This window comes from Mycobacterium sp. Aquia_216, from assembly GCF_026723865.1.
GTDB lineage: Bacteria > Actinomycetota > Actinomycetes > Mycobacteriales > Mycobacteriaceae > Mycobacterium.
The window spans coordinates 5,046,025-5,058,292 of the sequence record NZ_CP113529.1 but is presented as its reverse complement, the minus strand read 5'-3'; the positions used below and the strand labels follow the sequence as shown (position 1 = coordinate 5,058,292).

10 protein-coding genes are annotated in these 12,268 nt (G+C 66.0%); 6 read left to right on the top strand and 4 right to left on the bottom strand.

Translation table 11 applies throughout. From position 1 onward, the window contains the following. Positions 1-54: 54 nt before the first annotated feature. The 4 genes from OK015_RS23550 to OK015_RS23535 form a co-directional block, all read right to left on the bottom strand. Positions 55-1,350, bottom strand: coding sequence for a TetR/AcrR family transcriptional regulator (locus tag OK015_RS23550; RefSeq protein WP_268126593.1), 1,296 nt, complete (start codon positions 1,348-1,350; stop codon positions 55-57). A gap of 154 nt (positions 1,351-1,504) precedes the next feature. Beyond that, on the bottom strand, positions 1,505-2,614 hold the full coding sequence (locus OK015_RS23545) for an acyl-CoA dehydrogenase family protein (protein WP_268126591.1): 1,110 nt from the start codon (positions 2,612-2,614) through the stop codon (positions 1,505-1,507). Next, a complete protein-coding gene (locus tag OK015_RS23540) occupies positions 2,611-3,765 on the bottom strand; it encodes an acyl-CoA dehydrogenase family protein (protein WP_268126589.1) in 1,155 nt (384 codons plus the stop codon). Before OK015_RS23540 ends, OK015_RS23545 begins: the two co-directional genes overlap by 4 nt. 38 nt (positions 3,766-3,803) lie before the next feature. Next, on the bottom strand, positions 3,804-4,820 hold the full coding sequence (locus tag OK015_RS23535) for an SDR family NAD(P)-dependent oxidoreductase (RefSeq protein ID WP_268126586.1): 1,017 nt from the start codon (positions 4,818-4,820) through the stop codon (positions 3,804-3,806). Positions 4,821-4,950: 130 nt separating this feature from the next. Here OK015_RS23535 and OK015_RS23530 point away from each other — a divergent pair, with 130 nt between their 5' ends. The 6 genes from OK015_RS23530 (at position 4,951) to OK015_RS23505 (ending at position 12,172) form a co-directional block, all read left to right on the top strand. Continuing rightward, positions 4,951-6,621 (top strand): nitric oxide reductase activation protein NorD, encoded by a 1,671-nt coding sequence (locus OK015_RS23530; protein WP_268133029.1) that lies wholly within the window; start codon positions 4,951-4,953, stop codon positions 6,619-6,621. Positions 6,622-6,754: 133 nt separating this feature from the next. After that, complete coding sequence (locus OK015_RS23525) at positions 6,755-7,606, top strand: CbbQ/NirQ/NorQ/GpvN family protein (RefSeq protein WP_268126584.1); 852 nt, start codon at positions 6,755-6,757, stop codon at positions 7,604-7,606. Positions 7,607-7,700: 94 nt separating this feature from the next. Continuing rightward, complete coding sequence (locus OK015_RS23520; protein WP_268126582.1) at positions 7,701-8,819, top strand: ABC transporter substrate-binding protein; 1,119 nt, start codon at positions 7,701-7,703, stop codon at positions 8,817-8,819. Positions 8,820-8,824: 5 nt separating this feature from the next. Beyond that, on the top strand, positions 8,825-9,961 hold the full coding sequence (locus OK015_RS23515; protein ID WP_268126580.1) for a spirocyclase AveC family protein: 1,137 nt from the start codon (positions 8,825-8,827) through the stop codon (positions 9,959-9,961). Further along, the gene (locus OK015_RS23510) at positions 9,954-10,952 is read left to right on the top strand and encodes an SDR family NAD(P)-dependent oxidoreductase (protein ID WP_268126578.1); all 999 of its coding nucleotides are present in this window, start codon (positions 9,954-9,956) and stop codon (positions 10,950-10,952) included. The genes OK015_RS23515 and OK015_RS23510 overlap by 8 nt, the downstream gene beginning before the upstream one ends. 2 nt (positions 10,953-10,954) lie before the next feature. Beyond that, on the top strand, positions 10,955-12,172 hold the full coding sequence (locus tag OK015_RS23505) for a cytochrome P450 (protein WP_268126576.1): 1,218 nt from the start codon (positions 10,955-10,957) through the stop codon (positions 12,170-12,172). Positions 12,173-12,268 lie beyond the last annotated feature (96 nt).

Genomic DNA, 12,268 nt, shown 5'->3' with positions numbered 1-12,268 from the left:
CAGTTATTTGGTTCAATACCGGGGCCGGATCGGTCGAGATCGAGCTAGGCGGTGTTACTTGCCGCGGACGGCGGCGCCACGCAGAACCGTGTCGCGAGCGTGCAGCAGGGACGCGCGTATGCCTATCGCGCGCAGAATGTTCTCCGGTATCCACTGAATTCCGATTACACAGCGCGCCAGCATGGCGGCCGACGGAGTTTCGATGCTGATCTCGCCGGAACGGATCCCCGCGGAGAGCAGCGATTTCATCTGCCGCAGCCGGGTGGGATACGACCAGCCGGGGTTGGTGGTCGGCGGCGACTGCCGCATCCATGCCAGCTGGATCCGGAATTCGTCGGAGAATTGGTCCAGCGCGTTGACGTTGACCCAGCTCAGTGCGTCCAACTTCTCGATCGGTGTGGCATCCGAGCGCAGCACGCTCACCCAGCCGGCCTCCACCTTCTGACCGAACGACCGCATGATGGAATCGAGCAGTTCGTCCTTGGAACCGATCACCCGGTAGACGGTTCCGGTGCCCAGACCGGCCGCCGACGCGATATCCCGGATCGTGGTGACCTCATAGCCTTTGCGACCGAACTCGCTTCGCGCCACCGCGCGCACATGGGCGGCCTTATCGCTGGGGTCGGCATCGCTGTCGTCGGCCCACGATTCGACGACGTCGCTGGCGGCCGCGAAGGCGTTGGAGCGGTCCAACGCCGAATCGGCCGGCGGTCGGGCTGCCAAGCCCTGCAAGATGATTCGGCACAGCAGCTCGGCCACCTGGTCGGTCGGCGAATTGTGGCGCATGACGTCGAGCCCGACCTGCATCATGGTCTGACAGATGCGGTCGGCCAGCGTCGGGAGATCGATATCGGCTTTGATGTAGCCGCTCCATCGGCCGGCGCGCAACGTTTGCACCATGGCCTCTTGAATCGCGACGGGCTGTTGACGAGTCAGTGTCATCAGCTCGGGGTCCGCGCTCGGTCCCTCGTAAAACGACATCTGCAGGGCAGCGCGGTGTCGTACGGCGCAGTGGGCGATCGCCGATCCCAGCTCGATGATCTTCTCGGCCGCCGGCCGCGCATCGGCTTCGTCCAGTTTGGCCTGGGCGTTGCGGCCGATGCGGTCCAGATCGTCCTGATACCGGCGGATCAGCTCGACGAGGATCGCTTCCTTGGACTCGAAATGGTGATACAGGCTGCCGGGCAGAATCCCCGCCGCGTCGGCGATCTCCTGCAACGAAGTCCGCAAACCGGAGGATGCGATCAAAGATGCCGCGGTTTGCAGGATCTCGGTGCGGCGGGTGCCGGAGTCGTCGGCCTGGTCGGCCACCACGCGCTTGCCTTTAGCCAAGGCTTCGGCTTTGGCCATGGCTAACGGTGCACAGGTCGAGAGGACTGCGACCGGGCAAACCTGCGCATTCGTCCTCCTGCCGAACCAAATCTTTGTTAAGGCTATCAGATTGCCCGCCCGGAAACCGGCTCAAATGCGCTGCTAACAGCGGTGACGGCCCCATTCTAGAGCCTTAGCCGCCGGGACCATCCCACCTGTGGGCAAGGCGCGCACCGACTTCGGTGAGATACCGGTCGGGACCTCCGAGAAGTGCGCTCCAGCTCAGCAGGCGCTTGAGGTAAAGATGTGCGTCGTGCTCCCAGGTGTAGCCGATACCTCCGAACACCTGGATGGCGGTGTCGCCCACGGTGGCCAGTCGCCCGGCGAACGCCTTCGCCCGTAGCGCGGCAAGATGCCGTTCGTCGGATGCAAGCTCGGCGTCGGCGGCCCAGAGCGCGTGGATCACTCCGCTGCGGGCCAGCTCGACTGTCTCGTACATGTCGACGCACAGGTGCTGGACCGCCTGGAACGCTCCGATGACCTGGCCGAATTGCTTTCTGACTTTTGCGTATTCGACGGCGAGGTCCATGACGGCCCGCGCGGCGCCGAGCGCGTCGGCGGCAGTGGCGATCAGCACGTCGTCGATCACCGCCGAAACGTCGGTCGGTGCGGCCGTGGCCAGCCGCTGCGCGGGCGTGCCGTCGAGCTCGACGCGAAACTGTTTGCGGGTCTGGTCGATACCGCGCGCGGGCCGCGCGGAAAACCCGGGGGAGTCGGTGTCCACCGCGAAAAGCCCGATGCCCTCTGAGTCTTCGGCGAAAACCAGCAGGACGTCGGCCGCCTCGGCATCGGACACCTCGCCGAGTTCGCCCCGCAGCACGATGCCCTCGCCCGCCGCCTCGGCCGCGACCTTCTCGAAGTCCAGTAAGCTGACGGTAGCGATCATCGTCCCGTCGGCGATTCCGGCTAAAAGCGTTGCGGCACTGTCGCTGTCGCAGATCTTTGCCAACGTGCGCGGCACGGCCACCGCGGTGGACAACCATGGCCCCGGGTGCAGCGCGGCGCCGAGCTCCTCGGCGACGACGCCGGCTTCGACCATGGTCATCCCGGCGCCACCGTGTTCCTCCGGCACCAACAGCCCGGTGGTACCGAGGTCGGCCAGGCCGCGCCAGACCGCGTCGTCGACGCCGGCCGGGTCGTCGAGCAATTCGCGCACGTGGCCCGAAATCGGTGCCTTGTCAGCGAGAAAGCGCCGCGTGGTGTCCCGCAGTGCGATCTGCTCGTCGGTGAGTTCGAGGTTCATTTGCGCGGCAATCCGAGTACGCGTTGGGCGGTGATGTTCTTGTTGATCTGTGTCGTACCGCCGGCGATGGTCAGCGAGCGTGAGGTGAGGCGGTAGTTGGCCCACGGCGCCTCGGTGCCGCGGGTACCCAGCACGTCGAAGGCCAGAGCGGCCAGGTCCTGTCCGATCTCACCCCATACGGTCTTGGCGAGGCTGGCCGATCCGAATGCTGCGCTTTCTGAACCGCCGTGCAGTGTGGCCGAGATCGATCGCTGGCAGAGCACTTCGAGATATTTGATGCGGACCGCGATTTCGCCCAGCCGGCGCAGCGTCACGGGGTCGTCGGCGGCGTCGCTGTGGGTGGCGATGTCGTCCACCAGTTCTTCCAGCCGCAACTGCATTTCGGCGTACAGCCGTGCCGCGCCGGCGCGCTCATGGCTCAGTGTGGTGGTGGCCACCTGCCAACCGCCGTTGAGCGGTCCGAGCAACGCGTCCGCCGGCACCCGCACGTCGTGAAAGAACACCTCGGCGAAATCGGTGTCGCCGTTGAGTGTGACGAGCGGACGGACCTCGATGCCCGGCAGCGTCATGTCGACGATCAGGCAGGAGATCCCTTTGTGCTTCGGGGCGTCGGGATCGGTGCGCACATAAAGCTGGCACCAGTGCGCCCGATGCCCCAGCGAGGTCCAGATCTTCTGGCCGTTGACGACGAAGTCTTCGCCGTCTCGCACCGCTCGGGTGCGCAGCGCGGCGAGGTCGGATCCCGCTTCGGGCTCCGACATACCCTGGCACCAGATGTCGTCGGCGCGCATCATTCGGCGCAGCAGCGTCTTCTTCTGGTCTTCGGTGCCGTACTGCATGATCGCGGGGGCGATGTTGTTCATCCCAATGACGTTGAGCGGCATCGGAGCCCGCGCGCGGGTGGTCTCCTCGGTGTAAACCAGCTGCTCGAGAACGGTGGCTCCGCGACCGCCGTATTCTTTCGGCCAAGAGACGGCGGCCCATCCCGCGTCGGACATCGTGGCGCTCCAGCCACGCAGCATCTCGAATGTCGCGCCGTCGCGCCCCGAGGCCCGGCGGGCGGCCACCAGCTCCTCGGTCAGGTTCGCTGACAGCCAGTCGCGCAGGTCTACGCGGAATTGTTCCAATTCCGCGGGGTAGGAGAAGTCCACTGTCCCTTTACTCTGGTCCCTGGTCGTTTAGCCGGACTCTACGGTTGAGCAGATTTTTGGTCAACGCGTTGCGGTTCGGGAAATGCGACTTGCGTTTCTCCAAGGGCTTGTCCTGGTATCGCGCTGACGCCGCGCCGCGCACAGACTTCGAGCACCTCGTCGACGATCGAGCCGGGCACCAGGAAACGCTCGGTGGCCGACATCTGCTCGATATTTGCCTCGATGTCTTCTGCCGCGGGCTCAGTCTCGGCGTCCGCCAGCCAGCCTTCGCTCAGCCCGACGAACACCCGCGCGTAGCGTCCGGCGGCGGCCGAATAGTTGCGGTGGGTGAACGTGCAGGTACGGCTGGCGAGGAAGGTCACCAGCGGCACCACGAGTTCAGGCCGAATGGCCTGCATGAAGCCGGATTCGGCGAGGAACTTCTCGTCGCGGACGGTCTCGGTGACCATTCGTGAGAATCCGGTTGGCATAACGGAATTGGCGAATATGCCGTGTGCTTCGCCTTCGATCGCGATCACGTTCGTCAAGCCCACCAAGCCGGCTTTGGCCGCGGCGTAGTGCGCCTCCATCGGCTGGCCGAAGATGCCGGCGGACGACGAGATGAAGACGAACCTGCCGCCGCCGTTGCGCTTCATCACGCGATACGCGGGCTGCGACAGGTAGAACGCGCCGTCGAGGTGCACCCGCAGCATCCGCGACCACTCGTCGACCGAGAGGTCCTCGAACGCCGCGCTGCCGAAGATTCCCGCATTGCTGACAACCGCGTCGACGCGTCCGAATGCGCGCACGGCCGCATCGACAATCGCCTGGCCGCCGTCTGGGCTGTCCACCGAATCGTAGGATGCGATCGCCCGGCCGCCCGCGTTCGTGATCTCGTCGACCACGACGTCGGCGATTTTCGAGTCGGCGGCCTCGTCTGGTAAGCCGCGCATTCCGCAGCCGAGGTCGTTGACAACCACCGCCGCGCCGCGCCGGGCGAGGTCCAGTGCGTACAGTCGGCCGAGCCCGCGACCGGCGCCGGTGACCACAGCCACTTGGCCGGTGAAGTCAATCATGGTGTGCTCCTGACTAACCGACGGCTGTTTGACTCCCGTGACGCCTGGACTTTACGGTGGAACAGATATTTGGTCAACAAGTCGGAGGGCGAGCGTGGGGCCTGGTGCCGAGCGGTTGCAGGCCCTGGGCATGCTCGCCTCCGCGCTGGCGGGCCGGGCCGTTGCGGTTGCCGGGCTGCCACCAGGTGGACCGACGTGGACGGACGGCCAGACGATTTACCTCGATGCCGCCGCACCCGCCCGCGCGCAACTCGAGGCCATTGCCGTGCAGGCGTCGATGATCGCTGCCGGCAGCCTGGACCGCGACATGGTGGGGTCCCTGGTTCGTCACCCCCGGGTGGCCAAGCGCTACCTGGCGATCGAAGGCAATCGCGCACTGGTCGCCAACGCGCATTTGCTCCCGACGATTTTGTCGGCGTTGGGCAATCGCGACATTGCGAGTCGCAGTGACTCGCCCGCGGCTTCGCTGGACATGGCCGCCGGACGGGCGCAGCTTGACGACCCGGCGCCGGGGTTTGGCGTGATTCGTGCGGCCAAGGTGATGGGCGCGGCTGCCCACGTGGCCAAACAAGACGACGGCGCCGAGCATGTGCCACGCAGCCGCGGCGCGCAGCAGCCGGAGGAGCTCGCGGAACTTGATGATGGCGAGGCCGACGATTCCGACCATCCCGATCTGTTCACCAGCCCGGTCGGCGGGGGCGGCTTCATCGGCAAGTGGCTGAGGAAGATGCTGTCGTCCGCGCGCAAGACCGGCAGCGGCGGCGGACCACCCGGCGCCGATGCCCCGACGCACCGCATCAGCTCGGGAATCCGTGCCCGCTATGCCATTTCGTCGCTGGCCGCCACCGTGAGCGAGGACGTCGACGACGACGAGGTCAAAACCGCGGCGGACGGTGTGCGGTATCCGGAATGGGATGTCACCCGGAAGCGCTACCGGCCCGGCTGGTGCACCGTGCGCGAAGTCGAGCCGAAGATCAAGGCCGTTTCTTCTGGGGCGACCTGGCCGCTCGGCGATGCCATCGGGGTGCGACGGCCGCTGTCGCGACTCGGCATGGGGCTGCATCGCCGACACCGCCAGGCGCAGGGCGACGACATCGATATCGACGCGGCCATCGAGGCCCGCGTCGAAGTGCGCGCCGGATCGGTGCCCGACGAGTCGGTCTACCTCGACAGCTTGCGGCGCCGGCGCGACCTGTCGGTACTGCTGCTGCTGGACGTATCGGGGTCGGCGGCCGAGCCCGGGACGGTGGGGCGCACGGTGCACGAGCAACAGCGCGCGGCCGTCGTCGACCTGACCGTCGCGCTGCACGACCTCGGGGACCGGGTCTCGCTCTACGCCTACTACTCGCAGGGGCGCGCGGCGGTGACGATGGTGCCCGTCAAGCGGTTCGACGACCACCTCGACGCCCGCATCATCCGGCGGCTGAACAGCCTGGAACCCGGCGCGTACTCCCGCCTCGGTGCGGCCATCCGGCACGGCTCGTCGGTGCTGGAGGCCCGCGGCGGCACGTCGCGGCGGCTCCTGGTGGTGCTGTCCGACGGCCTTGCCTACGACCACGGGTACGAGCGGGCGTACGGTGCCGCGGACGCGCGTCGCGCGTTGACCGAGGCCCGGCGCCGGGGGACCGGCTGCGTCTGCCTGACCGTCGGGGCGGGCACCGACGTGGTATCGCTGCGCCGGGTGTTCGGCAGCACCGCGCATGCCACGATCGCGCGTCCGGATCAGCTCGCCGGGGTGATCGGGCCCCTGTTCCGATCCGCGCTGCGCTCGGCAGAGGTTCGCCGGAGGGCGAGCGCCTGATCGCGCGGTATTGACGCTGATGCCATGTCCCCGAATGCAGTTCGTGTATGCGTTCCGGATCCAAAGCCGCTCGTCAGCGCTCTTGAAACAAACATCTGTTCCGGTTAGGCTCCAATCACACGGAAGGGACGTTATGACCAACGAGTCCGGGATCGCTTGTCGCAATGGGGCGGATCCCGACCCGCAAGCCGGCGTTGCCGGGGTGCGGCCCTATTACCAGGCGGTCGGCGGCGAAGAGGCCATCTTCAAAGCCGCCTACCGGCAGGGCCTTGCGCTCGTCTTGAAGGGTCCGACGGGTTGCGGCAAGACCCGGTTCGTCGAGGCGATGGCCCACGACCTGGGCCGGCCGCTGATCACCGTTGCCTGCCACGACGACCTCACCACGGCCGACCTGGTCGGGCGGCATCTGCTGCGCGGCGACGAGACGGTGTGGGTGGACGGGCCGTTGACCCGCGCGGTGCGCGACGGCGCGATCTGCTACCTGGACGAAGTCGTGGAGGCTCGGCAGGACACGACGGTGGTGCTGCATCCGCTCGCCGATCACCGGCGGCAGCTGCCGATCGAACGGCTCGGCATCACGCTGGACGCCGCGCCCGGATTCGGGCTGGTGGTGTCCTACAACCCCGGCTATCAAAGTGTGCTCAAGGATCTCAAGGATTCGACACGCCAGCGCATGGTCGCGATCGAATTCGGGTTTCCCGCAGCCGATGTCGAAGAAGGAATCGTCGCCCACGAAGCTGGCGTGGACGCTACGGCCGCCGCTGAACTGGTCCGCTTCGGCCAGGCCATCCGCCGCCTGGAAACCGGTGGCCTTCGTGAAGTCGCGTCGACTCGCGTGCTGATCGCGGCAGGCCGGCTCGTCTCCGAGGGCCTGAGCATGCAGGAGGCGGCGATAGCCGCGATCGCCGGACCGCTCACCGACGATGTCGCGGTGGGCAGGGCGCTGGGCGAAATGGTCGAGGTCTATCTGGGCGGCGGCGGATAGATGATTGACGCTGCATAACGCCCCCGCTACCGTCTGAACAAATATTAGGTCAGAAATGGATTGTGGCGAGTGAGCGGATCACCCGGGAGGTCAGATGTCCTACGAAAGCAGCGCTGAGCCGATCAAGGTCGGCTATTTGATGGACTTCAAGCTGCCGCAGGGCTTTCCGGAGGAGCTGTTCGCCTCTTTCACCCGGACATTCGACCTCATTTTCGACGAGGCGGTCGCGCGGGGCCTGATGGACCGTCCCGTGCAGATGATCTATCGCGAAGTGGAGGGTCTGCCCAAGGGTTCGGTCAAAGCGGTGATCGACGCGTACGGCGAACTAGTCGACGAGGGTTGCCTGGTGGTCTTCGGTCCGAACATCACCGACAACTGCGTCCCGTTGCGGGAAGCGATCGAGGAACGATTCAAGGTTCCGGCGATCAGCGTGACCGGCACCGACGACTGGTTAGGGGAGTGGACCTTCGCATTCCCCCAGGGATCGATGACCGATGAGCCGATCTTCCTGGCCGACCTCATTGCCAAGCGCGGACTCGCCGAGATCGGTGTGCTCGTCGAACAGAGCCTCATCGGTGAGAGCTACCTGAAGAACCTGCGAAGTGCCTGTCGGCGCAAGGGCATTCGGATCGCGGCGGAAGTTGCCATCGCCCAGACGGCCCAGGACATCAACGCGGCAGTGCAGACCCTGCATGAGGCAAAGGCCGAGGCGATCGTGCACTTGGGATTCGGGTTCGGCATCGTCTTCATCAACCCGGCGCTCGAGTCCCTCGGCTGGGACCCGCCCCGCTTCACCACCACCGCATGGCAGAACGCGTGGGTCAACCCGATCATGTGGAACGCGTTCATGGGTTGGACCGGTGTCGACCAGTACGACGAAGCGAATCAGATCGGGCAGGACTTCCTCGACACCTACGCGAAGAAATACAACGGCAGTCGTCCCGAATTCTGCGTGACCGTCGTGAACCGCGATGTCGCCGCCACCCTCGTGCGGGCGTTCACGGACGCTCACCCGCTCAGCCCGCGCGGCGTCAAAGAGGCGCTGGAGCGGGTCAAGATGATGCCCGCCGCATCCGGCGCTCCCGGCACTCGGGTGTCGTTCGGCAAATGGACCCGCCGGGCCTGGATGGGGGCGGGCTATCTGGTGGCACGCACCCTGGACGCCGACGGCATCAACTCGCATCTGGTCGATCGGTTCGGAGAGGAAGCCTGACACACATGAGTACCGACCAATCCACATCGCCTGCCGCGGAAGCGAAGCCGGCGTCCCCGCAGCAGAGCGCAAAGCGTGGTTGGGGCGGCTGGATCGCCGGCGCCGCGCTGGCGGCTTTCGCGCTCTTCTTCATCGTGAATTGCCGCACCGCCCTTGACCCGCGCGTCGCCAACCCCAACGTGCAAGGGCGGCCCCGTCCGGTGAAGTTCCTCTTCGGGCTGGACTACATCACCTTCCTGCACGTCTCCACCGTCATCATGCTGCTCGTGCTGCTCGCCGTGTTCATCAGGGGCTGGCGCCGAAATCCCGGCAGCCCGGTGATGCTGATGTTCTTGTGCACCACGCTGATCGTGTGGCAGGACCCGATCATGAACTGGTCGCCTTTCGCCGTGTACAACCCCGACCTCATCCACTGGCCGGAATCCTGGCCGCTGGTGTCGCTCTCGCCGACCGTCGAGCCGTTCGTCGTATTCGGTTACGTCACTTTCTATTTCGGGCCCTATTTTCCGGCGATCTGGATCCTGCGCAAACTGCAGGCCAGATACGGGCCAGAGTCCTTAGTGTCGCGGCACCCGTTGTGGAGCCTGGGTCTACTGGCCTGTGCGATCGGTTTCGTGTTCGACGCATGGCTGGAGATTCAGCTGGTGCACGCCGGCATGTACATCTACTCCCAGGTGATTCCGTGGGGCTCGGTATTCACCGGCACGACCTTCCAGTTCCCGCTCATCTGGGAGTCATTCTCCGTCACCTTCGTGATGGTCCCCGCGGCGATTCTCTGCTACCGCGACGACACCGGTAAATCGGTGGCCGAGAAGCTGACCGCGAAAGCCAAGATCTTCCCCGGCCGGCCGGTGCTCGGCACCTTCCTGGTGATGTTCGCGATCATGAACGTGTCGTACTTCGCCTACGGCGCCTGGTTCTGGGCCATCAAGGCCAGCCACGCTGCTACCTCCGTGGCCTGCCCGTGGCCGTACCCGGAAGCCAAAGTGTATGACCCGCAAGGATATTACGAGAAGGCGGGCGCGAAAGGCCCGTACTCGGTCGGTATCTGGTCGACTTGGGCGAGCGGGGAGCCCAACGGGCGACCGCACGTCGATCCGCCGCCGCCGGGTCAGGGTGCATGTGCGAGTAACAATGGCTGAACCACGCGCGGTTGTGATCACCGGCGCGTCCCGCGGATTGGGATTCGCCTCGGCGGTCCGCCTCTACCGCGAGGGGTGGCGCGTGGTCGCGGCCATGCGCACTCCCGATCGGGGGATGCCGCGGCTGCGTGAAGCCACCGGGGCCGGTGTGGACGACGACCGGTTGGTCGGTGTCCAGCTCGACCTGTTGGATGCCGAGTCGATCGCAGCGGCCGCCAAGGCCATCGAAGAGGCCGTCGGCGCTCCCTACGCGCTGGTACACAACGCCGGTATCTCAGCCGCGGGAATGGTGGAGGAGACGGATATGACGTTGTGGCAGAACATGTTCGCCACCAGCGTTCTGGGGCCTATCGCGCTGACCCAGGCGCTGCTGCCGTCGATGCGGGCGGCCGGCGAGGGGCGGATCGTGCTGGTGTCCAGCGCGGCCGGGGTGCGCGGCCAGCCGGGCACCGCGCCGTACTCGGCGGCCAAGGGAGCGCTGGAGCGTTGGGGCGAGTCGATGGCGTGCGAGATCGCGCCGTTCGGTCTCGGGGTCACCGTATTGGTGGCCGGCACCTACGACACCGAGATGATCACCGACGCGGGGACCACCGACAATCGCAATCTCGAGGGACCGTACGCCCGGCTACACAACACCATGAACAGCCGCGGCCGGTTCGCGATGAAGTTGGCGCGGTCAGCCGAACGGTTCACCGGGGGATTGCTCAAGGCGCTGGACGACACCGTGTCGTTTCGGCGTCGGGGTGTGGGCCCGGATGCGTCGATGTTGTTGGTATTCAACCGGATTCTTCCGGCATCGGGGATGCATCACATGTCGCGGGTCATCCTGGGCATACCCAAACAGGGGTCCATGCGCGGCGGGGCATGGCCGCTGACGGTCGACCAGAAGGCAATGGTGTTGGTCGCACGCATTCTTCCGCAGCCGGTACTGCAACGCTTGGCATCCCTGGCGGCAACGCGGAGTAAGGACCTGACGGGGAGTAAGGGGTAGTTATGGAACAGCTTTTCGACGACCTGGAGGATTTCGGATCCTTCGACGACGCGATCTCCGGTGACGTGCGTGATCCGTACACCGAGCTCGCACGGCTGCGCCACGAGGAGCCGGTGCAGCGGCTCGAAACGTCGGGGGCGCTTCCGCACGAGGAGTCGCTGCCGATGTTCATCGTGTATCGCCATGAGGACATCCAGCAGATGCTGCGCGACAACGAGACGTTCTCCTCGGCGGCCGTCATCGCCGCGTTCGGCCCGGTGCTGGGTGAGGGCGTGATGCTCGGCATGGACGAGCCCGTGCACGGCCGGCTGCGTTCCCTGGTATCGAAGGCGTTCTCCCAGAAGTCGTTGGCGCGCTGGCAGGACGAGTTGGTCGGCCGGGTGGCGAACAGCCTGATCGACAACTTCGCACCTAACGGCAAAGCGGATCTGGTGAAGGAGTTCACCTTCGACTATCCGAGCCAGATCATCGCGGGCCTGCTGGGCCTGCCGGAAAAGGACTACCCGCAGTTCCAGCGGTGGTCGATTTCGCTGCTGAGTTGGCTGATGAACCCCGAACGCGGGCTTGCCGCCTCGGCTGCCCTGTGCGACTACTTCGCCCCGATTCTTCAGGCTCGCCGCGTCGAGCCGAAGGACGACCTGATCAGCGCGCTCGGTGCGGCCGAGATCGACGGGGAAAAGCTCGCGGACGAGGAGATCTTCTCCTTCCTTCGGCTGCTGCTGCCCGCCGGCGTCGAGACGACCTATCGATCCTTGGGCAGCCTGCTTTTGGCGCTGCTGTCCGACCCCGCACAGTTGGATGCGATCCGTGCGGATCGGTCGCTGCTTCCGCAGGCCATCGAGGAGGGCGTGCGGTGGGAATCGCCGCTGCTGACCATTACTCGGGTGGCGACCCGCGACACCGAACTCGGCGGCGTGCCGATCCCGGCCGGGGCGACGGTGATGCCGATGCTTGGATCGGCCAACCGGCAAGAGGATCGATATCCCGATCCGAACACGTTCAATATCCACCGCGAGGCCCGGGCGAATCTGGGCTGGGGGCACGGCGTGCACGTGTGCCTCGGCATGCACCTGGCGCGCCTCGAGATGCGCACCGCCCTCAACCTGTTGCTCGACCGGCTGCCGAATCTCCGGCTGGATCCCGACGGCGACGACCCGCACATCCGCGGGCAGGTTTTCCGATCGCCGACGTCGGTACCGGTGCTGTTCGACGCCCAGTAGCGGGCCCGTAATGGTGAGTGCTTGCCAATCGGCTAGTTTCCAGTAAGGCTCACCGTAGGGTGAGCCCCACTGGCGATGTCATTCCACGTCCCGGCG